The organism is Glutamicibacter sp. M10 (assembly GCF_025452055.1).
Classification (GTDB): Bacteria; Actinomycetota; Actinomycetes; order Actinomycetales; family Micrococcaceae; genus Glutamicibacter.
The window spans coordinates 1,298,843-1,323,802 of sequence record NZ_CP104918.1; the positions used below are offsets into that span (position 1 = coordinate 1,298,843).

General features: G+C 54.9%; 27 protein-coding genes and 1 pseudogene. 17 read left to right on the forward strand and 11 right to left on the reverse strand.

Features of this window, described 5'->3' with window-relative positions; all coding sequences use genetic code 11:
• The first annotated feature begins 114 nt into the window (after positions 1-114).
• The 6 genes and pseudogenes from N6V40_RS06355 to N6V40_RS17625 all read left to right on the forward strand — a co-directional run bounded on the left by N6V40_RS06355 (position 115) and on the right by N6V40_RS17625 (position 3,599).
• Positions 115-615, forward strand: coding sequence for a ferritin (locus N6V40_RS06355; protein WP_131089036.1), 501 nt, complete (start codon positions 115-117; stop codon positions 613-615).
• Positions 616-703: 88 nt separating this feature from the next.
• On the forward strand, positions 704-1,432 hold the full coding sequence (locus tag N6V40_RS06360) for an SH3 domain-containing protein (protein ID WP_262199434.1): 729 nt from the start codon (positions 704-706) through the stop codon (positions 1,430-1,432).
• Positions 1,433-1,659: 227 nt separating this feature from the next.
• Entirely contained in the window at positions 1,660-2,010 is a 351-nt protein-coding gene (locus N6V40_RS17620) for a transposase family protein (protein ID WP_131089034.1), read from the forward strand.
• A complete protein-coding gene (locus N6V40_RS06365) occupies positions 1,931-2,863 on the forward strand; it encodes an ISAs1 family transposase (protein ID WP_396268627.1) in 933 nt (310 codons plus the stop codon). Before N6V40_RS17620 ends, N6V40_RS06365 begins: the two co-directional genes overlap by 80 nt.
• A gap of 185 nt (positions 2,864-3,048) precedes the next feature.
• A pseudogene (locus N6V40_RS06370) lies at positions 3,049-3,439 on the forward strand (integrase core domain-containing protein); the annotation flags it as partial.
• Positions 3,414-3,599, forward strand: coding sequence for an IS3 family transposase (locus N6V40_RS17625; protein WP_131089032.1), 186 nt, complete (start codon positions 3,414-3,416; stop codon positions 3,597-3,599). The pseudogene N6V40_RS06370 and the gene N6V40_RS17625, both read left to right, overlap by 26 nt.
• A gap of 370 nt (positions 3,600-3,969) precedes the next feature.
• On the opposite strand, the gene N6V40_RS06375 is transcribed toward N6V40_RS17625, so the two are convergent.
• From N6V40_RS06375 to N6V40_RS06385, 3 genes are all read right to left on the reverse strand, one after another.
• Positions 3,970-5,352 carry an NAD-dependent succinate-semialdehyde dehydrogenase gene (locus N6V40_RS06375; RefSeq protein ID WP_262199436.1) on the reverse strand — a complete coding sequence of 461 codons (1,383 nt, stop codon included), beginning with the start codon at positions 5,350-5,352 and terminating at the stop codon, positions 3,970-3,972.
• Positions 5,353-5,622: 270 nt separating this feature from the next.
• On the reverse strand, positions 5,623-6,684 hold the full coding sequence (gene mgrA / locus N6V40_RS06380; RefSeq protein WP_242632485.1) for an L-glyceraldehyde 3-phosphate reductase: 1,062 nt from the start codon (positions 6,682-6,684) through the stop codon (positions 5,623-5,625).
• Positions 6,685-7,003: 319 nt separating this feature from the next.
• Entirely contained in the window at positions 7,004-7,141 is a 138-nt protein-coding gene (locus tag N6V40_RS06385) for a hypothetical protein (protein WP_165477297.1), read from the reverse strand.
• A 161-nt stretch (positions 7,142-7,302) separates the two neighbouring features.
• Between N6V40_RS06385 and N6V40_RS06390 the strand changes: the two genes are divergently transcribed.
• Both N6V40_RS06390 and hrpB read left to right on the forward strand, forming a co-directional pair.
• Positions 7,303-8,088 (forward strand): alpha/beta fold hydrolase, encoded by a 786-nt coding sequence (locus N6V40_RS06390; protein WP_262199437.1) that lies wholly within the window; start codon positions 7,303-7,305, stop codon positions 8,086-8,088.
• The gene (gene hrpB / locus N6V40_RS06395) at positions 8,085-10,652 is read left to right on the forward strand and encodes an ATP-dependent helicase HrpB (RefSeq protein WP_262199438.1); all 2,568 of its coding nucleotides are present in this window, start codon (positions 8,085-8,087) and stop codon (positions 10,650-10,652) included. The genes N6V40_RS06390 and hrpB overlap by 4 nt, the downstream gene beginning before the upstream one ends.
• Positions 10,653-10,726: 74 nt before the next feature.
• On the opposite strand, the gene N6V40_RS06400 is transcribed toward hrpB, so the two are convergent.
• Both N6V40_RS06400 and N6V40_RS06405 read right to left on the reverse strand, forming a co-directional pair.
• Complete coding sequence (locus tag N6V40_RS06400; RefSeq protein WP_131089029.1) at positions 10,727-11,959, reverse strand: acyl-CoA dehydrogenase family protein; 1,233 nt, start codon at positions 11,957-11,959, stop codon at positions 10,727-10,729.
• A gap of 102 nt (positions 11,960-12,061) precedes the next feature.
• Positions 12,062-12,748, reverse strand: coding sequence for a TetR/AcrR family transcriptional regulator (locus N6V40_RS06405; protein WP_131089028.1), 687 nt, complete (start codon positions 12,746-12,748; stop codon positions 12,062-12,064).
• 160 nt (positions 12,749-12,908) lie between these two features.
• Here N6V40_RS06405 and N6V40_RS06410 point away from each other — a divergent pair, with 160 nt between their 5' ends.
• Together N6V40_RS06410 and N6V40_RS06415 are read left to right on the forward strand one after the other, a co-directional pair.
• Positions 12,909-13,340 carry a DoxX family membrane protein gene (locus N6V40_RS06410; RefSeq protein WP_131089027.1) on the forward strand — a complete coding sequence of 144 codons (432 nt, stop codon included), beginning with the start codon at positions 12,909-12,911 and terminating at the stop codon, positions 13,338-13,340.
• A 103-nt stretch (positions 13,341-13,443) separates the two neighbouring features.
• Positions 13,444-13,623, forward strand: coding sequence for a CsbD family protein (locus tag N6V40_RS06415; RefSeq protein WP_131089026.1), 180 nt, complete (start codon positions 13,444-13,446; stop codon positions 13,621-13,623).
• Positions 13,624-13,709: 86 nt separating this feature from the next.
• Here the strand turns inward: N6V40_RS06415 and N6V40_RS06420 are convergent, their stop codons facing one another.
• From N6V40_RS06420 to N6V40_RS06430, 3 genes are all read right to left on the reverse strand, one after another.
• Complete coding sequence (locus N6V40_RS06420) at positions 13,710-15,155, reverse strand: DHA2 family efflux MFS transporter permease subunit (RefSeq protein ID WP_131089025.1); 1,446 nt, start codon at positions 15,153-15,155, stop codon at positions 13,710-13,712.
• 60 nt (positions 15,156-15,215) lie between these two features.
• Entirely contained in the window at positions 15,216-15,422 is a 207-nt protein-coding gene (locus N6V40_RS06425; protein WP_262199439.1) for a PhzF family phenazine biosynthesis protein, read from the reverse strand.
• A 98-nt stretch (positions 15,423-15,520) separates the two neighbouring features.
• Positions 15,521-16,213: a PhzF family protein gene (locus N6V40_RS06430; RefSeq protein WP_262199440.1), complete on the reverse strand. Its 693-nt coding sequence runs from the start codon at positions 16,211-16,213 to the stop codon at positions 15,521-15,523.
• A 306-nt stretch (positions 16,214-16,519) separates the two neighbouring features.
• Here N6V40_RS06430 and N6V40_RS06435 point away from each other — a divergent pair, with 306 nt between their 5' ends.
• The gene (locus N6V40_RS06435; protein WP_262199441.1) at positions 16,520-17,536 is read left to right on the forward strand and encodes a mechanosensitive ion channel family protein; all 1,017 of its coding nucleotides are present in this window, start codon (positions 16,520-16,522) and stop codon (positions 17,534-17,536) included.
• A gap of 79 nt (positions 17,537-17,615) precedes the next feature.
• Here N6V40_RS06435 and N6V40_RS06440 read toward each other — a convergent pair whose 3' ends face one another.
• Positions 17,616-18,260: a YqaJ viral recombinase family protein gene (locus N6V40_RS06440; protein WP_262199442.1), complete on the reverse strand. Its 645-nt coding sequence runs from the start codon at positions 18,258-18,260 to the stop codon at positions 17,616-17,618.
• Between the two features lie 64 nt (positions 18,261-18,324).
• The gene (locus N6V40_RS06445; protein WP_131089022.1) at positions 18,325-18,585 is read right to left on the reverse strand and encodes a thioredoxin; all 261 of its coding nucleotides are present in this window, start codon (positions 18,583-18,585) and stop codon (positions 18,325-18,327) included.
• Between the two features lie 129 nt (positions 18,586-18,714).
• Between N6V40_RS06445 and N6V40_RS06450 the strand changes: the two genes are divergently transcribed.
• From N6V40_RS06450 to N6V40_RS06460, 3 genes are all read left to right on the forward strand, one after another.
• Positions 18,715-19,455: an ABC transporter ATP-binding protein gene (locus N6V40_RS06450; RefSeq protein WP_165477296.1), complete on the forward strand. Its 741-nt coding sequence runs from the start codon at positions 18,715-18,717 to the stop codon at positions 19,453-19,455.
• Complete coding sequence (locus tag N6V40_RS06455; protein ID WP_165477295.1) at positions 19,452-20,777, forward strand: ABC transporter permease family protein; 1,326 nt, start codon at positions 19,452-19,454, stop codon at positions 20,775-20,777. Before N6V40_RS06450 ends, N6V40_RS06455 begins: the two co-directional genes overlap by 4 nt.
• 192 nt (positions 20,778-20,969) lie before the next feature.
• Entirely contained in the window at positions 20,970-22,028 is a 1,059-nt protein-coding gene (locus N6V40_RS06460; protein WP_262199443.1) for an ABC transporter substrate-binding protein, read from the forward strand.
• Between the two features lie 3 nt (positions 22,029-22,031).
• On the opposite strand, the gene N6V40_RS06465 is transcribed toward N6V40_RS06460, so the two are convergent.
• Positions 22,032-22,832, reverse strand: a complete 801-nt coding sequence (locus tag N6V40_RS06465) for an MBL fold metallo-hydrolase (RefSeq protein WP_262199444.1) — start codon at positions 22,830-22,832, stop codon at positions 22,032-22,034.
• 20 nt (positions 22,833-22,852) lie between these two features.
• Here N6V40_RS06465 and N6V40_RS17630 point away from each other — a divergent pair, with 20 nt between their 5' ends.
• Genes N6V40_RS17630 through N6V40_RS06475 form a run of 3 tightly spaced genes read left to right on the forward strand, consistent with a single transcriptional unit; the run spans position 22,853 to position 24,959 of the window.
• On the forward strand, positions 22,853-23,242 hold the full coding sequence (locus tag N6V40_RS17630; protein WP_396268479.1) for an iron chelate uptake ABC transporter family permease subunit: 390 nt from the start codon (positions 22,853-22,855) through the stop codon (positions 23,240-23,242).
• Positions 23,224-23,901 carry a FecCD family ABC transporter permease gene (locus N6V40_RS17635; RefSeq protein WP_396268481.1) on the forward strand — a complete coding sequence of 226 codons (678 nt, stop codon included), beginning with the start codon at positions 23,224-23,226 and terminating at the stop codon, positions 23,899-23,901. Before N6V40_RS17630 ends, N6V40_RS17635 begins: the two co-directional genes overlap by 19 nt.
• A complete protein-coding gene (locus tag N6V40_RS06475; protein ID WP_262199445.1) occupies positions 23,898-24,959 on the forward strand; it encodes a FecCD family ABC transporter permease in 1,062 nt (353 codons plus the stop codon). Before N6V40_RS17635 ends, N6V40_RS06475 begins: the two co-directional genes overlap by 4 nt.
• Position 24,960: the final 1 nt, after the last annotated feature.

Consider the following 24,960-nt stretch of genomic DNA (forward strand, 5'->3'; position numbering starts at 1 on the left):
TTAGCATCGGCTACGATTACTTGCTCGCAACGTGGGATGATTCCCTAATTCGGGTTGGACTAAGTGAGTGCAAACTTCAGTGACAAGTAGGGGAAATCGTCCTAGTCTAAAGACATGGAACTTACAGGAAAACTGGCAGAAGCCTTCAGCACTCAGGTAACTCTCGAACTAACCGCAGCCACGGTTTACCGTCAGCTGGCAGTTGAAATGGACGTTAAGAGCCTTCCAGGTATCGCTGGTTGGTTCCGCGCCCAGGCTGGCGAGGAAGTTGTGCACGCAGAAAAGTTCATCACTCACATGACTGACCGCTCGGCTCACCCGAAGATTGGCGAGCAGCCAGCACCAGAGCTGAACATCAAGAGCGTTGCTGATGCTTTTGCAGCATCGTTGGCTCATGAGCAGAAGGTCTCCGAAGCAATTCGTGAGCTTTACCGTCTGGCTCAGACCGAGGGAGACATTGACTCCCTTCCACTGCTGCACTGGTTCATCGATGAGCAGATTGAAGAAGAGGCAACCGTTTCTGAAATTCTGGATCGCGTGAAGCTAATTGGCAACGACGGTAGTGGTCTTTTGCGTCTGGATGCTGAGCTCGGCTCTCGTCCATCCGATGACTAATCGTGTAGGAAGTACGCATCTTCTGAAAATGGAATAAACTTAGGAAGCAACCTTCGGTTGCTTCCCTAAGTTTTTATTTGAGGTGGTTGTGAACCCATTGGGCTTACCGCATAAGTCGGCTTTGACGTCGTCAGTAACGTTAACCCATCGGACTACTGCCTCGCTGAAACTGCGCAAGGGTGCCGGACGGCACTATGTTGTGCAGAGCAACCTTGCCGAGCTCACCGAGCTCGCCTTGATTGAAGTTCAAGGATCTTGGGCCCATGTGTTTGTTAACGGAATTTACGGCTGGCTGCCCAATATCTATTTGGAGCCAATCCCGACAGTCTTTGATCAGCCAGTTGTGGCCGAGAACGAAGACGAGGATGACTACGCCGAACCGGTGCTCTCCCGTTACTCGCTGATTGAAGCGACCCACGTAACCACGGCGACACTGAACCTGCGCAAGGGCAGCGGCACGGGATATCCCGTACTAAAGGTCATAGATCAGGGCAACAAGGTTCGTTCGATGCTCCAGCAGGGCCTCTGGTCCCAGGTTCAGGCAGGAAAACTTCTCGGTTGGGTACCGAGTATGTACCTGCAGGAGATCCCGGCACGTCCAGCGCGTGGCGGTCTGATCGCCGTACCAAATCAGCGAGCGCTGACCACGATTCGACTCAACGCACGACGCGGTCCGGGCGACCACCATTCGCTGGTACGCATTCTCCCGGCAGATACCGCGGTAATTATTGTTGCGCGACAGGGCGCCTGGCGTCAGATCGACCGCGACGGCGAAGAGATGTGGGTTCCCGCTAGCCAATTGCGGACCGTTTACTAGGCCAGTCATCGGCAGAATAGCTGAATACAAGATCCACTTGCCGTGTTTGAGGCTTGGGGCCCATGGAGCTGCATGCCGGGAGCTACTAGTTAGGCGTTGTTTTCGGTGCATCAAAAGTAGTCCTGCTCCAGGGCGTCTGCAGAGTCCTGAACCGGTCAAATCGTCTTAAAATCTGAGACAAATTTGATCTGGCTTTAAATAGGCAGGAACCCCTGTTAAACATGTGAATGTTCAAGCCCACATGTCAGCACAGGAGTTCCTACGTGCCATCGTCTCATTTGCATGCCTTCATTGACCAATTTGAAGGACTCCACCCCGACATCATTCAACCCAAAACATTCCTTCGCAGCTTAGCGGCACTCCCAGATCCCCGCGCCAAACGCGGCATCCGCCATCCGCTAGCCCATATCTTAGTCATCGTCATCTGCGCGGTCATCGCAGGAGCGAAAAGCCTGGTTGAGATCGCTGAATGGGCTCAAGACACAGCCCCCACAACAGCTGGCCAGATACGGCATCGGAGCACCCCACGCTACAACGATCGCCAGGGTACTTCAGCTCCTGGATACCCGAACTTTTGAGCTGCTCCTTGCTGATTGGGCCCGAAACTTACGTCACCGAACACGCCACAACACAAGAATCAGAGCGATCGCTATCGATGGCAAAGAGGTCCGCGGAGCGAAGAACGGAAACCACCCACGCGTGCATCTGTTATCAGCCATTGACCAAGACTCCCACGCGGTGCTCAGCCAAGTTTCTTTGGGAGTCAAAACCAACGAGATTACCCAGTTCACAACCTTGTTAGATCACGTGACGGACCTTAAAGGTACCGTCGTGACAGCCGATGCCCTACATACGCAAAAGGGACATGCTAGGTATCTGCATGGGCGTGAAGCGCACTATATTTTTACTGTCAAAGGCAACCAAGCCAAGCTTTTGGCTGAGCTTGAGCAATTCCCATGGGACGCTATGCCGGAAGGTAATCGTACTATTCAGACGAAGAATGGGCGTCGGACCATTCGCACAGTCAAAAGCGTCACTGTGACCACCGGGACTAGTTTCCCGCATGCGACCCAAGCAATGCAGATCACCCGTAAATCACGGTCGTTAAACTCAACGAAGTGGCATCTTGAGACGGTGCATGCATTGACGTCGTTGCCGACACATCTTGCAAGTCCCCGAGAGTTGGGCGAACGGGTTCAAAAGCATTGGGGTATTGAGAACGGCCTGCATTGGAGGCGGGACGTGACTTGGCTGGAGGATAAATCTCAAGTCAGGACCGGGAATGCTCCGCACGCGATGGCAACGTTGAGGAATATCGCGATTTCGTTACTTAAGAATCTCGGGCACAGTAATTTGGCGAAGGCTACGCGGAAGCTACGCAATCATCCTGACCGAGTGTTGTCGCTGATCGGTTTGGACACCAGTCACTGACTTTGCAGACGCCCTGGGCGCCTGGCATTGTTATTCGTACGTCTAACGGGATTGAACGATATTCAGAGCTCATTCGATCTGCTTGGCTGCACTCGCAGCAGCGGTTGGCACACCGAACTTCGCAGCGGCGTGGTTCCCGTGCCCGGTTCATCATCAAAAGTGGTTAAGCCCTTGACCCTGACAGCTCAATCATTGACCGCCGGTCTTTCAAGGCTACGGACGTGGTGGATGTTTTGGAGGGCATCATTGCCGAAAACGGAATCCAACCGACGTTCGTGCGGTGCGATAACGGGCCTGAATTCACTGCCGGCGTGCTGGTGGATTGGTGCAACAATGTTGGGGTGCGCACTGCGTTTATCGATCCAGGTTCGCCCTGGCAGAACGGTTTTATTGAGTCGTTTAATGCGCAGTTCCGGCGTGAACAGCTCTCTGGGGAAATCACGGATACCGTGGTGGAGGCAAAGTATGCGGCCGATGAATGGAAGGACATTTACAATCAGGAACGTCCCCCATGGTTCCTTGGATGGAATGACGCCGTCCCGGTTATGGGATGAATGGGTTAGAGAGAATCAGTGAGCTATCGCATAGATGCTGGACCGCTCAAAGGGACCCAACCAGTCTCAAGTCGGAGATGTTCCATGGAGAGCACTTTAGGGATCTTGGAGAGCCCAAAGTGGAAATTGAAGCGTACATCGATTGGTGCAACACGAATCGGCGCCATAACCTTGTAGCCTGAGCAGGGACTATTATTTAGCTAGTCCAACTTTCGGGACCCAGTTCACTGCGCAAGGCAGTCTTCCGGGGTATGCAAATCCGTACAATTAGTCCGGGTAGTCGAACTGATACTGACTAAGCCTGTCAGGGTCGAGTCAGTACCTCCGGGGCGGAATTCGAGTGCATACCCGCCGGCCATGGTGGTGAGTCGCCGTATTCAAAGACCAGCAGCCGAAAGCATGGAATAGGTCTCGTCCAAAAGTGACAGTTTAGGACTTTGAGATGGATTAGTGCTGGTGCAAGTCGTGGCGAGTAGAGTCTCGTTGCAGCTATCGACAAGAGTAAAGGCAGGTATCTGAGCAATACTCGGATACCTGCCTTTACCAGTGTGGTTATTCGCCGATGTAGAACAGTCGCTTGTTCACGAATTCATCCATACCCAGTGGTCCAAGCTCACGGCCGAAGCCCGAGCGCTTCACACCACCGAAAGGCATTTCTGCACCCTCGGCACTTGGAGTGTTGACGTTGGTCATGCCGGTCTGCAGCTTCTGGGCTACCTTCGAGGCACGCTCCACGTCGGTGGAGTGCACCGAACCGCCAAGACCGTAGATGGTGTCGTTAGCCAAGTCTGCAGCTTCTTCATCGCTGGTCACCTTGTAGACCACTGCTACAGGGCCGAACAGCTCTTCGTAGTAGGCGCGCATGTCCTTGGTGATGCCGGTCAGCACAGCAGGGGAGTAGTAAGCCGAAGGGCCATCGTGCAATACGCCACCGGCGTGCAGGGTTGCACCCTTGGATACTGCATCCTGAACCTGCTCGTGCAGGGACTCTGCTGCCTTGCGGGAAGAAAGTGGTGCGAAGGTTCCTTCTGCTTCTTCCATTGGGTCACCCGGCTTCAAGCCATCGGCACGCTTGGTCAGCTCTGATACGAACTCGTCATAGATGTCTTCCATGACAATCATTCGCTTGTTCGAGTTACATGCCTGACCGGTGTTATCGATGCGGTAGCCCCACGCGGTATCAACGATTGCCGGAACATCATCCGAGTCGAGAACGACGAATGGATCCGAGCCACCTAACTCCAGTACAGCCTTCTTCAGGTTGCGGCCAGCCTGCTCACCAATGATGGCGCCAGCGCGTTCGGAACCAGTCAAGGAAACACCCTGGATGCGGGTATCAGCGATGATGGTGGAAATCTGGTCATGGGTAGCGAAGACGTTGTTGTAAGCGCCTGCTGGGACGCCAGCTTCATCCATGATTTCCTGAATAGCCAAGGCCGAACGTGGGCAAGACTCAGCGTGCTTCAAGATGATGGTATTGCCCAGCATCAAGTTAGGTGCTGCGAAGCGAGCAACCTGGTACAGCGGGAAGTTCCAAGGCATGATGCCAAGCAATGGACCAACTGGGCGCTTCTGCACGACAGCCTTGCCACCGGAGAAGGACTTGATTTCCTGATCCGCAGCTAAGGTAGGGCCCTCGCTTGCGAAGTATTCAAAGATTTCCTGGCAGTACTGCGCTTCGCCTACTGCTTCAGAAACGGGCTTACCCATTTCCGTGGTCATGATCTTGCCAAGTTCATCCGCACGTTCGGTGAAGAGTGCTCCGACTTTGGAAACAATCTTTGCGCGTTCGTTGATGTCTACGTCCTGCCATGCCTCGTAGGCAGACTGGGCGGCAGCTAGTGCCTGCTCAACTTGCTCGTCGGTTGCTGAAGCGAATTCTTCGACAACCTCGCCGGTAGCAGGGTTCAAAACCTTATAAGTTGTGGCGCTCATCAATGCTCCTCTCGTTAATGCAGATTGGTCAGCGTAAGCCTGTAACTTGACGCTATCGGACTTCACTCGATAAATGAATGTAATTCACTTCATTCCGCGTCTACTCTGAGCTTATCCTCAGATTCGTGTTTGAGCCACTATGAAGAAGCAAATTTTGAACGGTGGGAAATAACGTGCTTATTGACCACCAAGAAAGGGCCGTGGTCTGCCCAGGGAACCTAGGAGACCGCGGCCGCAGACTGATCCTCTTGGTCAGCGGCGAGAGGGGTACTAGCTGATAGCTGAGGCACGCCACCAGTCGATGCCCGCATCACCCTGAGCGATCTCTGCGATGCTGGAAAGTTCAGCTTGCGTGAACTCCAGATTCTTCAGAGCACCCAAGTTCTCATCGAGCTGCTTAGTTGAAGAAGCGCCAATGAGCACCGACGTTGCAGCGCCATCGCGCAACAACCAAGCCAGAGACATCTGTGCTAGTGACTGCTCGCGCTGCTGTGCAATCTCGTTCAAGCGACGCACCTTGGTGAGGTTTTCTTCGGTGAGCTGGCTTTCCAAAGAACGCCGGCCACCTTGACGCTCAACATCGGTGGTGGACAGATACTTATCGGTCAGCAGACCTTGTGCCAACGGAGTGAACGCAATCGCACCCATATTCTCCTTCTGCAAAGTCTGCAGCAGGCCATGCTCAACCCAAGGATTGAGAATGTTGTATGAAGGCTGGTGGATGACGAGTGGCGTGCCCAAGTCATCGGCAATTGCCTTGGCTTCAGCGGTACGTTCTGCAGAGTATGAGGAAATGCCGACATAGGTGGCCTTGCCCTGGCGGACCAAGGTATCCAGAGCGCCGATGGTTTCCTCTATGGGAGTGTCTGGATCAAAACGGTGCGAGTAGAAGATGTCAACGTAGTCCAAACCCATCTTCTCCAAGGAGGCCTCGCACGACGCGAGCAGATACTTACGCGAACCGAAAGTACCGTAAGGACCTGGCCACATGTTGTAGCCAGCCTTGGATGAGATCAGTAGTTCGTTGCGGTAGGCCTTGAAGTCCTTGCGCATCATGCGCCCGAAGTTCTCTTCTGCCGAGCCAGCTGGAGGCCCATAGTTATTGGCTAGATCAAAGTGGTTGATTCCGTGGTCAAAGGCATGACGGAGAATTTCGCGCTGGGAATCAAAAGGACGGTTATCACCGAAATTCCACCACAGCCCTAACGACAATGGTGGAAGGCGTAAACCGGACTCACCCACACGGCGGTAACCGAAATGCTCATACCTGTCGGCTGCAGCGGTGTAAGGGCGGTGCAATTCGTTGACGGCCGGGATTCGCTCGTATTCCACGAGACACCTTTCTGCCAGCGTCGATGCTGACGGGGTGGATGACGGAGGGTCTTCCATTTCAGAATATGGCAAGCGACCTGAGTCGCACGATACCTGCCGGTAAATCTGCTAAATGCGTAACGCGCATGCTGGTGGGCAGACGAGCCCAGGTAGGCGCAGCTTAAATAGAAGAACCGATCCAGCAGGCCAAGGAGGTAACGCCTGTGTGGATCGGTTCTTCTAAGTCACTCGCACCTTAAGAAGGTAATCACCACACTAGGAGCCGAGTCTTGAAACAAGCTGAGTGCTAAGTGTGTGCTCACTGCAAGATGCATAGTGATTAGTAATTTGAAGGTGGGTCAGAAGCCGGGAAGGATTCGTCTTCCCATTCTTCGACAAGCGCTTCATCGTGCTCGTCATGACGTTTCTTTTCTTCGTCAGCTGCGAGCTGTTGCTCGTCGGTTAGTTTCTCGCTCATAGTATTCCCCCTTTTTCTACTTGGATGGTCTGCCGTGATCGGTGGCCTTGGCCTGTTCACGTACTGTCAGTCTTCACCTAATGCACGGCATTGTCGATAGCTTGTACGGAACTCGGATTTCGCCATCCTCGCTTCGAAGGGATTTAATCAAAGACATGCCAATGATCAATAATCCTGTCGACGGTTCAGATATCTTCTTTGATGATGATGGTGCAGGCGGAGAGCCAATTCTCTTCTTACATGGCTCTGCTTTGTCTCGCTCTATCTGGCGGGGACTGGGGTACACCAAAGCTCTGGGCGAAGATCATCGAACTATCCGCATGGACCTGCGTGGACATGGGAAATCTTCCAAGTCTCATGACGTTGCTGATTACACGATGGACAAGGTCATCAGCGACATCCAAGCAGTACTTCAACATCTCAACGTTGATCGAGTACATGTTGTTGGCTATTCATTTGGTGCGCGTACCGGAATGCACCTGGCCATGACCCACCCTGAACAAGTTATTTCATTGATCATGCTTGGTGGCACTTTCGAAATTACCGAAGGGGAGATCGGCAAACTCTTCTTCACCGGATACCTTGAAACCCTGCGTCGCGGAGATATCGAAGGATTTGTTACTGGCCAAGAAACCAACGGCAAGCTGGATCCTGCCACAAGGCTGGCGTTTAGATCCAATGATCCGCTGGCCCTCGCTGCATATTATGAAGCAGCCGAAACAGTACAAAATGTTGAGCTGAGCGAACTGGCCAAAATTAGGATTCCCACGCTGTTGCTGATTGGCACTCGGGATCAACCCCGCTTTGACCAAAACAAAATCATGGCCCGCACGTTGCCCAATGCGCGCATGGTGGCCCTGCCCGGGCGCACCCATGGCGGAACCTTGTTCCCGATTGACCCGATCATCTCTGCCATTCGATCCTTCTGGTCCGGACGAAGCGTATGAGCGATGGTGGCTTTGATCTTGAACGGATCTCAACGGGTCTGGCCTTTGGCCCGAGCCGCAATGAGCTGTTTGATGCCCTAGCAAACAATCCTTCTGGACCACTAGTCATTCAAGCACCGCCGGGCTCTGGTAAAACCACCATTGTTCCGCCAACGGTAGCCAATGCACTAGATCAGGCAGGGTTGAACGGAAAGATAATCGTCACCCAGCCTCGCCGTGTGGCAGCTCGTGCAGCGGCTCGACGCTTAGCGCAGTTGGACGGAACCGCTCTGGGTGAGCGGGTGGGCTTTGCCGTACGTGGAGAACGAAAAAGTTCGGCCAACACCCGCGTTGAATTTGTGACCGCCGGCTTGATGCTGCGCAGGTTGCTGGCGGATCCAGATCTGGCCGGCGTCAGCGCGGTCATTATCGATGAAGTCCACGAACGCTCGATTGATACCGACCTTCTTTTGGCGATGGTGAATCAAGTCAGTCAATTGCGTGATGACCTCTCACTGATTCTGATGAGCGCCACCTTGCATGCCCAAGAACTTGCACAGTTTCTAACCCGTGAGGCTGCGGCTCCGGTGCTCAGCGCGCGCACCGCACAGTATGAGGTCGCCGAAAGCTTTGATAGCTTTTCATCGGCTCGAACCAATGAGTTTGGGCTCAAGGACGAATACCTTCGACATGTGGCCAGCGTGAGCCTTCAGCACTCCGCCGCCATGAATGCAGACAGTGATGAACCGGTTGACACCTTGGTTTTCCTTCCCGGCGTGCGCGAAGTAGAACGTGTCTGCGCTCAAATTTCGGCCAGTGGCGTCACCGCCCTGGCCCTGCACTCGCAAATATCCTCGGCGCAACAGGACTCGATACTCAATGTTCCAGAGTCGGGCAGTGCACCACGAATTATCGTCGCCACGTCCATTGCTGAATCCTCGTTGACCGTCCCTAGAGTTCATCTTGTGATTGATGCGGGTTATGCCCGCGAACCGCGCCGGGATAACGCCAGAGGAATGTCAGGGCTCGTGACCGTGGTGGCCAGCCGTGCCGCCGCAACGCAGCGTGCTGGCCGGGCTGGACGACTTGGCCCTGGACGTGTTGTGCGAACCTTGGATCCAAAGTCATTTGCTGCGGCCGCAGAATTCTCCACCCCGGAAATTCGAACTGGTGATCTGGTATCAGCGGGGCTGGCAATGGCCGTCTGGGGAACACCGCGAGGTGAGGGACTAGACCTTTGGGAAGCGCCACCAGCATCCACCATGGCTAGTGACGAGCAGGTGCTCAAGAGCCTTGGTGCCGTGGATGATTCTGGGTACATCACCGCCCAAGGTGAGCAGATGGCCAAGATTCCCACGGACCCACGAACTGCTCGCGCACTGCTCGACGGTGCACAAATCTACGGGTCCCGAGCAGCTTCTGAAGCTGTGGCTCTCTTGGCGAGCTCTGAGCGAATCGCCAGCGCGGATCTACACGAGTTGGAATCGGCAGTACGGCGCAGTTCGCATCCTGGGAACCGTGCCTGGAAGCAAGAAGCCGAGCGACTTGAACGACTGCTAGAACAGCACACCGGCGCTTCCTTAGCTAAGCAGCAACTGGCTGGCACAGAGCGCGATGCGCTGGCCGGTGTCAGCGCTTTGGCCTACCCACAATGGGTGGCGCGTAAGGTCAGCCACGATGAATATCTATTGGCATCAGGCACTCGTGCCACGTTGCCGAGAAATAGCCCGTTGGCCCATGAAGAGTACGTGGCTGTAGTCGAGGTTGCCCGTGCTGGGTCTAAAGCAATGATCCGACGTGCCGTCGGTATTGAGCTGCAGACAGCCATGGAGCTTCTTCCGCAGCTACACAAGAGCGTTGAAACTGCCGAATTTATCGATGGGAAGATTAGCGCACGAAAGATAGAAAACTTTGGCGCCATCGAGTTAGCTTCCCATCCGATCAAAGCCACTGAAGAGCTCGGTATGAAAGCTGTTGAGTCAGCAATTCAAGACCAAGGGATGGCCTTCTTCGGTGAACATGAAAACTTTGATGCTCTGCGTCGGCGAATGGCTGTGGCCTACCGTTTGCTCGGCGAACCCTTTGTTGCCGTGGATAGTCAATCGCTAAGTAATGATGCACAGAACTGGTTGCAACCTGTTCTGCGTCAGGTAGCCAACGGAAAGAACGTGGCCAAGGTTGATCTGTACTCTGCACTGCGCAACTTGCTGCCCTGGGAGCACGCTCACGACTTTGATTCCTTAGTACCGCAACGTCTAGAAGTTCCATCAGGATCAAAGATTGTTGTTACCTATCCACCGGTAGGGGACAGTGGCCCGGCGGTGGTCGCGGTGAAATTGCAAGAGTGCTTTGGACTGGATAAATCCCCGCGTTTAGTTAGGGACAAGCTCCCGGTACAGTTCCATCTACTCTCGCCGGGCGGTTTTCCGCTGGCAGTGACGGAAGACCTCGTGAGCTTCTTTAACGGTCCTTACGCGCAGGTTCGTTCCGAGATGCGTGGGCGTTATCCGAAGCATCCATGGCCGGAGAATCCGTGGGAGCATGTGGCTACGGCCAAGACAAAAAATAGATTAAATCGTCAGTAGCGATGGACAAAACGTTGGAGACCAGTTCAATGTGAACTGGTCTCCAACGTACTGACTACGTGTGTGCTTTAGTCTTAGGCGAAAGCTGAAATGCCAGTGATATCGCGTCCCATAATCAAGGCCTGAACGGTTTCAGTGCCTTCATAGGTATGGATTGCTTCAATATCGGCAAAGTGTCGCGCTACGCGGTTGCTGGTCAGAATACCGTTGCCGCCGAGCAAGTCGCGAGCGTTAGAAGCGATGGCACGAGCGGTACGGGTAGCGGTGTACTTGGCCAAAGAGGCCTGCGGGCCGGTGAGCTCGCCAGTGGTTTCTCGCTTAGTTGCCTGCATGACCAACACCTGAATGGACGCCAGCTCGGACTGCATGCGAGCCAAACGCTCCTGCACAATCTGGCTTGCGGCAAGCGGGCGGCCAAACTGCACGCGCTGCTTGGCGTAGTTCACTGCCGACTCATAGCAGGCAGTGGCATGTCCCACCGCGGACCAGGCAACGCCCAGACGAGTAGCGAACAGTACTCGTGAGGTATCCTTGAAGCTTGTTGCTTCCGGCAAGACATCTTCGTCGGGAACAAAGACGTTTTCCATGCGAATGTGTGCCTGCCAGATGGCACGCAGGGAGAGCTTATTAGCAATGGTCGTCGCGCTGTAGCCTTCGGCATCCTGACGGACAACAAAACCGCGGACCTTACCTTCATCATCGCGTGCCCACACGATGGAGACGCCACCAATCGAGCCGTTGCCGATCCATTTCTTTTCACCGCTGATCCGGTAGCCGCCCTCAACCTTGGTTGCTCGGGTTTCTAGCGACACCGAGTCAGAACCGTGGGTCGGTTCGGTCAGCGCAAATGCGCCGGGTAGCTCGCCGGCGAGCATTGGCAAACCATACTTCTGAATTTGTTCTGGGCTACCGCAGTACAGCACTGAGCGCACCGCAAGTCCACCCTGGACACCAACAATGGTGGCCACCGACCCATCGCCGCGGGCCATTTCCATGTTGACCAAACCGGCCGCCAGCGGACTCATTTTTTCGTGGGAGTCTAAGTTCAAGCCGTCACGAAGCAGATCCAGTTCGCCTAGCTTCTTGATCAGGTGCAGCGGGTACTCTGCCTTGTCCCAGTATTCATGAATGTCTGCCTTGACTTCATCCAAGATGAATTTACGTGCCTTAGCGCGCCAAGCGTTGTCAGCGGCATCCACATCAGCGAAGACTCCGGTGGGGTCAATGTTGACGTCATCTGCCCACAAATCGTAATCAGGCTCAACAACTCCGGTGGGAAATTCCATACCGGTTGACTGCTCTGTCATCTCAGGCGCTCCAAAATTGGCTAGAGGGAAAAGGTATCACCTCAAGCCTAGTGGAACTCGGTGTCATGTCAAGAAACTAGGTTTCAAAACGCGGGAGCTTTGTTAGCCTCGTTCTTTGAGCGCTGCCGAGACCGCTTGCAAGATGGACTGCTCGTCGGCGCCTGGATCCAACACTGATACAACAACGGTGGGGGCCGGCGAAGCTGTGACCGATTCGCTACCTTCAGAACCCAATAAGTCGGCAAAGCGCCCTAGGAACAACCGGACATCATGTGCCAGTTTGCCTCGGTCGGTACTGGTGGGGTCCTTGATCCAGCCGCGCAGGTGATCATTGTGAATTGCTACCAGCCCTGCGCTGACGCCCAAGCACAGAGCCTTTTCCGAGGCGGTGTTGGTCAACCCGCGTCGGGAGAGGAAGTCGTAAAAAGCGCGTTCGTAGCGATGGGTAGAAACCAGCTCTCGTTCACGCAACGAGGAAACAGAGGACAGCAGCTTATGGCGCAGCTGAGCTCCTTCTGGATTAACCGTGTACTGATCAAAAACTACATGGGCCGCATCAACAAGGGTCGAAATTGCGTCCACGGATGAGGCAGCCAGAGTTGTCTGAACGTGGGTGATGATCATTTCTTGGTCGGCAAATACCATGTTCTCTTTGGAGCCAAAACGGCGGAAGAAAGTAGAACGTGAGATCCCTGCGGCGGTTGCCAGCTCATCAACACTTGTGGCGTCAAAGCCTTGTGAAATTAGCAAATCAAGTGCGGCCGGAGGTACAGCGGAAGAAGCGATCATGATTTACGAATTTAGCACGAAACTTGTTTACAGAATCCTGAGAACAGACAAGCGCGCCGTCGAAATGATTGTGAACCACACCCGCCATGACTACGCTGAACAGTAACGCGTTCTTTTATGGAACGCTTTTTGTTCACAACGGAAAGAGAAGTGAGGGCCCATGGGAATCTCGATCGCAAACGCCGCACTACGATTGGTCAGTGGCGCATTCATTCTCAACAGCGGCATCAACAAGCTGCGCATTGATGAAGCTAGCGCAGCCGGTCTGCAGCAGATGGCCTCCAACGGTGTGCCTCAGCTAGCCGAACTAGAACCAAGTGTCTTTGGCAAGGTTGTTTCCATCTCGGAAATCTCACTGGGTAGCGCACTGTTGCTGCCACTGGTGCCATCACGTTTGGCGGGTCTAGGACTGGGTGCATTCTCTGCAGTTCTACTCTCCTCCTACCTACGTACCCCAGGTATGACCGAATCTGATGGCGTACGTCCAACTGCAGACGGCACCGCGTTGGCCAAGGACTTCTGGCTTGCAGGTATCGCAGCTGCATTGATCTTTGCTCGTAAGGGCGCCAAGAAGGTCAAGAAAGACAAATAGCATTGCGCCGTTGCTGACTCTCAAAGTTCACCAGCGGTAAGTTGAGCCTGAAGGCTGGCGTTGTTAGTGGTTAGATTTGGAACACAAGCTAAGAGGAGAACCAATGGGTTTCTTAGATGATGCAAAGAAGAAGCTGGGCGAAGCAGTCGAGAGCGCAAAAGAGTTCGCCGGTGAAGCCACCGAGAACATCAAAGACTTTGCTGCTGATGCTCAAGAGAAAATTGGCGAAAAGGTCGATGAGTTCAAGGGTGACAACACCGACGGCCCTTCGGACAAGGTCTAATTAGCACAGAGAAACGCCCTTGCGAATGACGATTGATCGTTAATCGCAAGGGCGTTTTTCGTGCCTACGGGCAGCAGGCCTTGAAGCTAGGCTTTCTTGCCAGGGCTGAGGAATGCTGCCACGATCACGGCGGCGACAGCGACAAATCCGGGTAGCAACAGTGCCTGACCCAGACCAACCGATGTTGCTTCCATCAGCGTTGCTGGATCTTTAGATCCGGCCTTTTCGATCTGTGCCTGGACACGAGAATCCATCATCACCGCGATCAATGCTGAACCCAGCACCGAACCGATCTGACGGGTGGTGTTGTAGATACCGGAGCCAGCTCCAGCATCGCGTGGAGTGAGGTCGCGGGTGGCAGCCAAGGAGAGCGACGGCCAAATCATTGCAGAGCCGACACCCTGAACGGCCGAAGGAATCAGCAACGTCCACAGCGGAATCGCGGCGTGCATCATGAACGCATAAACCACCGTGGCGCCACCAAAGAGTATGAAGCCCGGAACTGCGAGTTTGCGTGGGCTGAGCTTGTTGACCATCTTGCCCAAGCGTGGGGCGATGAAAATACCAACCACGGCCATAGGTGAAATCATCAGCGCAGACTCGGTAGGAGTCAGTCCACGAACGTTCTGCAAGAAGAAGACCATTGGCAAGCTCATGGTGGCGATAGTGACGCCCATGGCTGCGATGGCAACGTTGGCCAGCGAAAAGTTGCGGACCTTGAATAGACGCAGCGGAACCAGTGGCTCAGATTTGGTCTTGTTCTGCCACCACACAAAAACGGCCATCAGTAGGATGCCGGCAATGATTAGGTGCCATGAGGAAATTGGGCCAATGAATGGCTCCCAGTTCGAGGACTGGCCTTCCTGAATACCAAAGACTAGGCAGAACATCGCCACTGCCGAGAGCGCAACACCCAGCCAGTCAAAGGAGTGGGCCTGCGGGGCCAAACGCGGAACAAACTTGAAGACCATGACCAAGCTGACTACAGCAATAGGCAGGTTGATGAAGAAGATCCATTCCCAGCCCACGGAGTCAACTAATAGGCCGCCGGCGATAGGGCCGATCAGCGAGGCAATACCTGCTACGGCGCCCCACAGTCCCATGGCAGCACCGCGGTGCTGGTAAGGGAACAGACGGGTAATCATGGTCATCGCCTGGGGCGAGATCATCGCGGCACCCAAGCCCTGAACCGCGCGGGCTGCAACCAATGAGCCCAGCGAATCAGACAGGCCACACCACAGTGAAGCCAAGGAGAAGATGACCATACCGATGAGGTAGATATTGCGTGGTCCAAAGCGGTCGCCAAGGCGTCCAGTGACCAGTAGCGGCACTGCAAAGGTGAGCAGGTAGGCGCTGTTGACCCACAAGATGCTGGATATGTCAGCATCCAAAGAAGTCATGATGGAAGGCATCGCTGTGGAGACAATCGTGGTGTCCAACAGGATCATGAAGAAGCCGATGACTAATGCCCAGAGGGCACGCCACGCGGCTTTCTTATCAAAGTCAGTATTAGGGTTCGCAGTTTCAGGCACTGGTCAAGGTTAGTGCCTGATTGCCGACAAAGGAATCAATAGTTAGCCTATGAGGGCGAATCAGTCGAAACTCACATCACCTGAAATGCGAGTCTCCACATCGCCACTGACCCACACACCTTTTTCGGTGGCTTCGATATGCAAGATCGCGCCACGACCAACTCGGGTTCCCTGGCGTACGGTGTATCGCTGCGGAGCGTAACCGGACTGAGTCAGCCAAATGCCGAAGGCCGCGTTCAGTGAACCGGTGGCTGGATCTTCTGGCACCGCTTCTCCCGAGACAAAGGCGCGTACCTCGAAGTCGGCAGGCGGTTGCAGAACTACCGAGCCAAAGCGTTCTTCGGAACGTTCAAGGTCGGAGAAATCTAGGGGGCGAAGTTCTTCTCGGGTTCCAGAAACCCGGGGAGTACTGAACCACGTGGCTGCCAGACGCCGTGAGAAACACTGGACGCCGTATAAGGTCCGATGACTCCAACTTCAAGCCCTTGCAGGGCTTCGTAGTCTGGTTCAATCCCCAGAACGATATCTGCATCGCGCAGAACGAGACCCGCAGGATGTGGACCGTTGACCAGCCACTGGTGGTCAACCACGTCGTCCTCGTGAAGGCCCAGGCCACTAATGGCCCATTGCAGGACATCAGGTTCCAAAGGGCCTGAACGAGTCAGTGGAGGAGCTAAGAAGGCCAGGCGACGTGAATGGCTGTCGGTGCTTTCGCGTTCTACGCGGACCGGAACCAATCCTGCTTCGCACTGTTGAATGAGATTTCCGCCCGGGCCGGGGACTCCGCCTGACTCTAACCAAGCATGCGCCGCACCCAAGGTGGGATGCCCGGCGAAGGGCAGCTCGGTACTCGGAGTGAAAATACGGATTGCGTAGTCGGCCTCTTCGGAAGTGGGCTCAACAAAAAATACCGTTTCGGCAAGGTTCAGCCACTGGGCGAAATGTTGCATCTGGTCATCAGTGAGTTGATCAGCGTCGAATACGACTCCTAGCCCATTGCCATTAAAAGCAGTGGGCGCGAAGACATCAACCTGCTGATAAGCAAATGTTCGGCTCATACTTAGCATGGTGGCACATTAATCCTCAGGTTGATCGGGTGTTACGCGCAGGGCCTAGCAAAACGTAATCAAGAGATCCATGCTTAGTCCTCATGCGGTATCCGGCACCGCCAGCACCAAATCCACAACGGGTACTGTGAGCAAAACCGCTGAAAAATAACGGCCTAGACAAGGATTCAACAAGTTTCTGCACAGCATTTTTCTAGTGCCTTGTGCCATCCTTAAAACATGTCACCTACCCCCGTTGAACCTATAGACGATACGGTCGAGGAAGTTATAAAAGTTTCAAGCTTTCTTCCTGAGTCCATGCAATTCTGGGCTGTCGTTCTGGCCGGTGCAGTCGTTGCCGCGCTCTTAGCCTTCGCCTTTAGTACCGTTGCGCGGCGCATGCTCAAACGCATCGGTGTAGAAGAAGCCGATGTTCGCGCTACCCGACTTCCCTTCTTTGGATTGGTCACCTCAATCATCGCCAAGTCGGCCTTTGCCCTCTTCTACCGGGACCGTTCTTGGTACAACCCGTGGCAGTTTGTCATCCTGATCATCCTGGTAATCTTCCTGACGTGGTTCATCATCAAGCTGGTGCGCGTTGTCGAATCAGGCATGATGCTGCGGTTCGAATCAAAGTTTGGTCCTGGGCGTCGTTTGGCCAAGGTGCAAACTCAGGTGGGGTTGATGCGCCGCGTGCTCATCGCCGTATTGTGCATCCTCGCAGTAGCCGCCGTGCTGTTGACCATCGAGCAAGTCAGGGCCCTGGGCGCAGGACTTTTGGCCTCAGCTGGTCTGGCCTCGGTAGTTGTCGGTTTGGCTGTGCAATCAACGCTGGCCAATGTGTTTGCCGGGCTGCAAGTTGCCTTCACCGATTCAATCCGAGTGGATGACACCGTGGTGGTTGAGGGGGAGCGTGGCTCGGTTGAAGAAATCACCCTGTCCTATGTGGTGGTCCTACTGTTGGACGGTCGCCGAATGATTCTGCCCTCCACGTATTTCACCACCACACCGTTTGAGAACTGGTCACGTCGCAGCACTGAAATTTCTGGCAACGTCGCGTTGCAACTGAAACTTAATGCGCCGGTGGCCTACCTGCGCGAGCGCACCACCGAGCTACTTGAAGCGTCGGACTGGTGGGATGGCCGAGAAAATGAGCTTCTGGTGACGGATGTTCAGAATGGTCTACAGACCGTGACCATCTACCTCTCCTCACGAAATGCCGGAGACCTGTGGAGTCTGCGCAATATGATCCGCGAAAAGCTTTTGGGCGAGCTACTAGAAAGCTACCCGGAGTGCCTACCCGATCCTCGGATGGTTCCCGGCAACACCGTCTGATCCTGAAGTAAGAGCGTAATTAAGCAATGGACCCCCAACACCACATTAGGTGTTGGGGGTCAATTGCGTTCAGTGTGATTTAGAGGCGAAGAGCTGCCGGGCCATAGTCGTCGTAACGTTGCTGTCTGGCGGTGGCCTCGCGCAGGGCGGAAATCAAAGACTCGGCCTTGTCGATGAGGTCCTGAATCAGTTCATCATCGCGTTCCACCCAGAGGTACTCGGGCACATCACGCAACGGAATAAAATCCTGATGTTCTTCCCAAACAAACAGCGTACGTTCTGCCCCAATGACATGCTGTTGCCACAGAATCTGGCGCAGGTAGTTCTTGGGGATTCTTTTCAGTGGCTTATTGGTGGTCTTGATTTCAGCTAAGACCGGAGCACCGTCAGCATCAAATCCCAGCCCGTCGGGGGTGGCTAAATGAAGTCGTGAAGCTTGGGAATGAAAAAGCTGGGACGAAGGGAAAATGTTGAAATTTTCTTGCACCCAGGCGGCGATGACTGGCTCGCGCTTGCGACCGTGATCGGTGTAGGGATTACCGGAAAAACCGTTGCCGTAGAGCTTGTCCCACGCGGCATTCTTGATGGACTTCTCAGTGGAAAGTTTGGCCACGTCGGTGGCGGTGATGCCCTGCGCTCGTGCCCGCAGCCATTCAATACGATTAGTTGAATCAGCGAGGACGCGTTGGAAACATTCATGTTCAACGCCGGGCACAGTTATCACCTGATCTATTCTTCCCCATAAACCCAGAAGAACCGTGCATCAGCAGCTACTGAACTAGGTGAGACTAGTCGCTGGCACGGGCGATAGCAGTCAAAAGCTGAGGCAAAGTAGGAGTATTACTGGCGCGGAATTTTTCCGTGTCGCCCTGCATCAAGCGAATCATTGGCGTGCTGGTGACTCCCAGGTCCTCGCCGCGTTGAACTTGCTCCACCACATTGACTTCTTCTACTTCTAAATCAGGAAGTAGTTCTTGGGCTCTAGCTACAGTCTGGCGAGTACGAACGCAGGGTGCGCAAAAGGGCTGTGTGTACAGTTCCAATTTCATTAGTTGCTCTAGAACTCCTGTAGGACTGGTTCAAGTCAGAATCGCTCCTACTGCGGGATGAACCCTGCTCGCAGCTACTTCGGCCCGTGCACCGATGTGCAAGCAGACCAATATTGAAAACATTGAATCATGCTTGAAAATTCCATAGATCATCCACCCGTACTCAATGCACAGGACCTACGCCGTAGTTTCGGCTCCACCACCGCGCTCAATGGCGTAAATCTGAAAATCTCCCTCGGAGAATCACTGGCAATTATGGGTCCGTCAGGATCCGGCAAATCAACTTTGCTTCACGCGCTGGCAGGCATTGAACTGCCAGATACGGGAAGCCTAATCTTGGACCTTCCCGGACAAGCACGAGTAGATCTGCAACAGCTCAATGACAAAGCTCGAACCAAACTGCGCCGCCAGTCCTTCGGATTCGTTTTCCAAGCAGGACTGCTAATCCCAGAGCTTACTGCCGAAGAGAACGTGGCAATGGCTTTGATGATCAACGGAACCTCGCGTCAAACTGCGATGATGCAGGCAGGCCAAGTCTTGGCTGCGTTAGGTCTTGCTGGAATGGAGCAACGTCGAATAGGCCAGCTCTCTGGCGGACAGATGCAGAGAGTAGCGATTGCCCGTGCGCAGGTCACTGGTGCCATGGTTGTTTTTGCCGACGAACCTACCGGCGCTTTGGACTCAACTACCGGTGCCGAAGTACTAGACGTGTTGCTCGCTTGCACCGTGGGTGCGGGAAAGTCATTGGTCATGGTGACCCATGACCCGTCGGTAGCTGAGCGTTGTGACCGCGTTGTAAAACTCAGCGACGGGAACCTGATCAGTGACAGCCGCCAGGGCAGCAGCACTTTTGTGGGTCAAACCCGATGAACCTATTGCATCTAGCCTGGCTGCTGGGGCGCCCAGCCAAGGCTCGTCTAGCACCTCAAGTTCTCACCGTCAGTGCTTACGCCATGGTCAGCACGATTCTGCTGATCGTACTTGGTGGAGCGTATTCCTTCACCAGCTTTGAAGCCGAAGCTCAAGGAGCATATCTTCCATTGGCGGGAATAGCGGTAGTGCTCCTTGTGGTGCCGCTTCTAGTACTTGGGTCAGCCGCTGCCAGACTATCTGCACGAGCTAATGACCGGGCGCTATCTTCGCTGAGGTTACTCGGTGGAACCGGAGCACAGATTAGTGCGGTGACCGTGATTCAAGCGGCTGCCACGGCATGTGCCGGTGCGCTCGCCGGTGTGGTGCTGTACTTGGCTTGTGCTCCGTTGGCGTCATTGATTCGGTTCCAAGGAGCACCCATTGGCAAGGCCATTTATCTGCCGGCTTGGATTGTTGCGATAGCAGTATTCGCTGTCGTTCTTCTCTCCGCCATCAGCGCAGCTGCGGGTCTACGCAAGTTAGTTATCTCGCCCTTGTCTGTGGCTACTCGCAGAACGGTGCCGGTGCCAAGCTGGGTCCGCGCTTTGATTTCGGTAGGCAGCATCATTGTGTTGTGTTTGGTCTTCCTCAATTTGGGGAAAGTGACTGAAAGTATTGCCGTAATCATCGTGGTGATTCTTGCTGGCTTTGGTTTCGGACTACTCGTGCTGAACTTAGTTGGCCCCTACCTTGTTTCTAAGGTGGGCAAGCGCAAGCTCAAGACGGCTAAAACTCCACAACAGCTCCTGGCCGCACGAATGATCTTGGAAAGTCCCGCCGAGTCTTGGCGACAGGTTTCCGGCGTCGCGATGGCCTCATTTGTTGCTGTGGTGGGAGGCAGTGGCGCAGCCCTGATGCAACAGTCAGCAACAGATGTAATAGATCACTCCTGGTATGACTATTTACCCGGCGATATTCTCACCGGCGTTCTGGTGACCTTGGCAATAACCTTCATTTGCGTGGCTACGTCCTCCGCTATTAGCCAGAGCGCAAGTACCTTGGACCGGGCGCCACTGTACTCAGGACTACACCGCCTAGGGATGCCGTACTCCACCATGAATTCGGCGCGCACTAATTCATTGATGATCCCGGCGCTGACTGCGTCGATCGGTTTTGCGATCGCTTCGACCGTTCTGGTCCTGCCGTTGGCTGGGATGGCAGTCATCCTCAGCCCACTGACGGTGCTTACCGTTATTGTCGCCGTGTTACTTGGTTTGCTTTTGGTTAGGGCATCAATATTGGTCGCGGATCCGAAAAAGTTGCTAACGGCTGGAAGATAAAGACAGTGATCAGGGTCCATTCTCTGATTCAGTAAATGGTTAGCATCACTTCATGGGCGGTGATTAGGTACGCTTCGTGTTGCGTATTGATCCGATTACCGCGTATCGTGGCATACGGCTCGGATAGGTAACCCTTACCTATCTTGGCAGTAATGTTTCACAGAACCTCGCATAGTCTGGAATCACCGACCCATGAAAATTTCACGTCGCGCCGGAATCTTCGCCGCGTCCACCGCAATCCTCGCTCTGAGCCTGACCGCTTGCGGTTCCTCGGGCACTTCCGCAGATTCTTCGGCTGATTCATCAGCCAAAGCTGGCGAAGATTTCGCCCCGGTCACCATCAAGAACATTTATGGTGAGACCAAGATTGATAAGGCGCCAGAGCGCGTAGCTACCATCTCATGGGTCAACGCTGACACGTTGTTGGCTTTGGACACCGTTCCAGTAGGCATGGATGCCGACACTTACGGCCAGAACAAGAACAATTCCACGCAGTGGAAGGACGAGGCGCTGGCCAAGCTTGACGCCTCCATCGGTTCCGAGAAGGCTCCAGCACAGTTCACCACCGGTGATGACCCTGACTACACCGCCATCGCCAAGAGCAAGCCAGATGTCATCTTCGCTCCTTACTCGGGACTGAAGAAGGAACAGTACGAAAAGCTTAAAGAGATTGCACCGGTAGTCGGTCCAATCAAGCCGAACTACACCTCCAGCTGGCAGGAAGTCACCGAAGCCGCCGGACAGATGCTCGGTAAGGAAGATCAAGCACAAACTTTGATCAAGAAGGTTGAAGGCGACTTGGCTAAGGTCGGCGAGGACAACCCAGTCCTGAAGGATACAACCTTCATCGCAGCTGACTTGTCCGCCCCGGATACCGCGTACGTGTACTCCGAAGGCGACACCCGTCCACGCTTCTTGACGGCATTGGGCATGAAGCAGGCTGACTACGTGCAGAACAACGCCGCCAAGGATACGTTCTTCTTCACCGTTTCCCCTGAAAAAGTCAACGAGTGGGATTCAGATATCGTCTTCTCCTCAGCGATCGCCGGTAACACCACTAAAGACATCGTGAAGTCGCAGCCGCTGTACGGTCAGATCCCTGCGGTGAAGAGTGACGCGGTGGCACTGCCAGGCACCGATGAAGCAACCCTAGCTATCTCGGCAGCTTCGCCGCTGTCCCTGGAATGGTCCTTGGACACCGTGGTTCCAAAAATCGTAAAGGCTGCCGAAAACGCAGCCAAAGCAAAGTAACTGCTAGCGATTCGACGCTAGATAGTGCAACTGCGCTTCCAAGGATCGGCTAGCCGCGCCAACCAGGCGCGGATCCAGGTCGGGGTAGACAACGTCCAGCAATTGAGCTGGGTCAACGTCCGCCCCGGCCTTGCCGAGTTTAATCAGGGCCCCACGAACTTGATCCAATCGGGACTCACGATGCGCAAGGTAGGCACGCAACAACTGATGCGAGGCAGTGTGTTGCTCGCCGTGCGCTGGATGCAGGGGCATGTCATCAAGGCGCAGCAGCCGATCCAAGGAAGCAAGGTAATCTTCCAGCGTTCCGTCCGGATGATCCAAAATAGTGGTCCCGCGACCCAATACGGTGTCGCCGGTGAACAGGTGCGGGCTGACACCGTTGAGCGTAAAGCACACCGAGTCCGAGGTGTGGCCCGGAGTGAAATGAACCTGAACGTTGATGCCCGCGCAGCTAATGACTTCGTGGTCTTCCAACGCTGCCGCATCCCGGCAGTATTCGTTCAACTGGGCGCGAACCGGTGCCTGGCACAGCCGATGCAGGTAGTTGATACCGTCGGTGTGGTCGCCATGGCGGTGCGTGATCAGCACCAACTGAATTTCAAATTGGGCCAGCGATTCCAAATGAGCGGGAAGCTCGGGTCCTGGATCAATCAACACCACCGGGGTACCGGGGCTCAACGCAGAAATGTTCGGGTCGAAGAGCAAATAGGAGTTAGTCCCATCCAACGTCATTTCCGAAGGGTTATCGGCCTGCAACAAAGCGATACCCGGAGCAATCAGGGTGGGAGCGGAAAGATGATCCATAGCAATGAGTGTAGGAACCTATGACCTCGACTGAAAGTGTGACGCGCCCAGAGCACGAAGCTGCCGGTCCGCGTCTGCCACGCAAACTCGGGGCATTTATCATCCTCGGAGTGTTGTTGGTAGTTGCCATCTGCGCGTCGTTGCTCTTTGGCGCACGCGCCGTTTCGCTGTCCGCGCTCAGTGATGCGCTGTGGCATTTTGATGCCACCAACGGAGATCAAGGCGTGGTCGCTTCGCGCTTTGCACGGACCATCGGGGCCATCGTGGTCGGGGCCGCCTTGGGCATGGCCGGTGCAGGACTGCAGGGTCTAACTCGCAACCCGTTGGCCGATACCGGAATTCTGGGACTGAACGCAGGATCCGCGATGAGCGTGGTGGTTGCCATCGCTTTTTGGGTGTTAGCTCGCTGACCGGGATCATGATTGCCGCCTTTATTGGTGCGGCGCTGGTGATGACCTTGGTGTACGTGGTGGCCAATGTGGGGCGTGAAGGTGCCACCCCCATCAAGCTGGCCCTAGGCGGCGCGGCCCTGGCCGTGGGCGTAGGGGCCGTCACCAACGCGATTCTGATGATCTCGGATTCCACCCTAGATCGATTCCGCATGTGGCAGATCGGATCCCTGTCCAGCACTCCACTAGACACGTTCCTTGGTGCGGCGCCGGTTGTGGCCGTTGGAGCATTAATTGTTTTGTCTACCGCGCGGGTGTCCAACGCCGTCTCCATGGGAGATGACACTGCCACCGCGCTAGGCTTCAACTTAGGACGAGCACGCCTGCTGGGCTCGATCGGTGTGGTCATCCTGGCCGGTACCGCCACGGCGGTGGCCGGGCCCATCGCCTTTGTTGGCTTGATGATCCCGCACGCCGTGCGCTTACTGGTGGGCTCGGATTACCGGTGGTTAATGCCTGGGTCCTTGCTGGCCGGGCCGATCCTCTTATTGGTGGCTGATACCGTGGGACGAGTGATCGCGCCACCGAGTGAAATCCAAGTTGGCGTCATGTGCGCAATGATCGGCGGACCCCTCTTTATCCTGATGATGCGCAGCGGCATGAAGTCGGTGAGCCTATGAGCACCAACGAAATGACGCAAGAGACGGTGAAGCAAAACAAAGCGGAACAGAGCCGGCCGCAAAGGACTAAAAACCGGGTGCTTCGAACCACCATCTGGATGTCGGCCGCCATCATTCTTTCCATCGTGGCTTACCTGTTTTGGGGCCGCGACCGCCTACCTGCCACCGAAGTTCTACAGGTGCTTAGCGGCCAAAAGGTCCCCGGAACGAGCTTTATTATCATGTCCGATAGGCTGCCACGAGTAGCTGTTGGCGCCTTGGCTGGTGCGGGTCTTGGTATCTCCGGCGCACTCTTCCAGCGTTGGCTGGGCAACCCACTGGCCAGCCCCGATGTGATCGGCGTGGGCTACGGTGCCTCGGCCGCCGCGGTGTTCGCGATGATCACCCTGGGTTATACCGACTGGAAACTGAACGTCTTCGCCTTAGCCGGTGGACTGATTGTCGCCGCGCTGATTTATTGGCTTTCAGCGTCGGGTAAACGCACCGGGCCACGATTGATTTTGGCTGGGCTAGCCATCGGATCCATGCTGCAGGCACTGATCCAATATCTTCTGACCCAAGCTCAGGTGAATACCGCGAGCGACGTGATGCATTGGCTCTCCGGTTCACTGTCTTCGAGCAACTGGCATAGCGCCCTGGTGCTCTTGATCAGCCTAGGAATTATTGGGGGAGTCTTCCTTCCCTTTGTGCTGCGTCAGCTCAAAATGCTGGAACTGGGCGAGGATTCGGCAGCCGCACTGGGCGTCAATGTCAGCCAGGCTCGCACGCTGCTGGTGTTTGTGGCCGTCGCTATGGGGGCGATGCCCATTGCAGTGACCGGGCCACTGGCCTTTGTGGCGTTCCTTGCCGGTCCGATTAGCGCGGCCCTTTCGCGTGGGCCAATCAACATTCCCCTTGCCGGATTGACCGGCGCAACCTTGGTGATTATCGCCAATTTTTTTGCAGCAAATTTGTTCGCAGATCTTGTACTGCCGGTAGGGGTAATTACCGGCGCATTCGGCGCACCGTTCCTGATTTGGATTTTGGTGCGCGCCAACTCAACCGGAAACGGGGGCTAAC

What these genes read in the sequence shown, in the direction of transcription:
- N6V40_RS06355 (WP_131089036.1), top strand. Translation starts at nt 115, where the DNA reads ATGGAACTTACAGGAAAACTGGCAGAAGCCTTCAGCACTCAGGTAACT.
- N6V40_RS17620 (WP_131089034.1), top strand. Translation starts at nt 1,660, where the DNA reads ATGTTCAAGCCCACATGTCAGCACAGGAGTTCCTACGTGCCATCGTCT.
- N6V40_RS17625 (WP_131089032.1), top strand. Translation starts at nt 3,414, where the DNA reads ATGAATGGGTTAGAGAGAATCAGTGAGCTATCGCATAGATGCTGGACC.
- N6V40_RS06375 (WP_262199436.1), bottom strand. Translation starts at nt 5,352, where the DNA reads ATGAGCGCCACAACTTATAAGGTTTTGAACCCTGCTACCGGCGAGGTT.
- N6V40_RS06385 (WP_165477297.1), bottom strand. Translation starts at nt 7,141, where the DNA reads ATGAGCGAGAAACTAACCGACGAGCAACAGCTCGCAGCTGACGAAGAA.
- N6V40_RS06390 (WP_262199437.1), top strand. Translation starts at nt 7,303, where the DNA reads ATGATCAATAATCCTGTCGACGGTTCAGATATCTTCTTTGATGATGAT.
- hrpB (WP_262199438.1), top strand. Translation starts at nt 8,085, where the DNA reads ATGAGCGATGGTGGCTTTGATCTTGAACGGATCTCAACGGGTCTGGCC.
- N6V40_RS06400 (WP_131089029.1), bottom strand. Translation starts at nt 11,959, where the DNA reads ATGACAGAGCAGTCAACCGGTATGGAATTTCCCACCGGAGTTGTTGAG.
- N6V40_RS06405 (WP_131089028.1), bottom strand. Translation starts at nt 12,748, where the DNA reads ATGATCGCTTCTTCCGCTGTACCTCCGGCCGCACTTGATTTGCTAATT.
- N6V40_RS06410 (WP_131089027.1), top strand. Translation starts at nt 12,909, where the DNA reads ATGGGAATCTCGATCGCAAACGCCGCACTACGATTGGTCAGTGGCGCA.
- N6V40_RS06415 (WP_131089026.1), top strand. Translation starts at nt 13,444, where the DNA reads ATGGGTTTCTTAGATGATGCAAAGAAGAAGCTGGGCGAAGCAGTCGAG.
- N6V40_RS06430 (WP_262199440.1), bottom strand. Translation starts at nt 16,213, where the DNA reads ATGAGCCGAACATTTGCTTATCAGCAGGTTGATGTCTTCGCGCCCACT.
- N6V40_RS06435 (WP_262199441.1), top strand. Translation starts at nt 16,520, where the DNA reads ATGCAATTCTGGGCTGTCGTTCTGGCCGGTGCAGTCGTTGCCGCGCTC.
- N6V40_RS06445 (WP_131089022.1), bottom strand. Translation starts at nt 18,585, where the DNA reads ATGAAATTGGAACTGTACACACAGCCCTTTTGCGCACCCTGCGTTCGT.
- N6V40_RS06450 (WP_165477296.1), top strand. Translation starts at nt 18,715, where the DNA reads ATGCTTGAAAATTCCATAGATCATCCACCCGTACTCAATGCACAGGAC.
- N6V40_RS06455 (WP_165477295.1), top strand. Translation starts at nt 19,452, where the DNA reads ATGAACCTATTGCATCTAGCCTGGCTGCTGGGGCGCCCAGCCAAGGCT.
- N6V40_RS06460 (WP_262199443.1), top strand. Translation starts at nt 20,970, where the DNA reads ATGAAAATTTCACGTCGCGCCGGAATCTTCGCCGCGTCCACCGCAATC.
- N6V40_RS06465 (WP_262199444.1), bottom strand. Translation starts at nt 22,832, where the DNA reads ATGGATCATCTTTCCGCTCCCACCCTGATTGCTCCGGGTATCGCTTTG.
- N6V40_RS17630 (WP_396268479.1), top strand. Translation starts at nt 22,853, where the DNA reads ATGACCTCGACTGAAAGTGTGACGCGCCCAGAGCACGAAGCTGCCGGT.
- N6V40_RS06475 (WP_262199445.1), top strand. Translation starts at nt 23,898, where the DNA reads ATGAGCACCAACGAAATGACGCAAGAGACGGTGAAGCAAAACAAAGCG.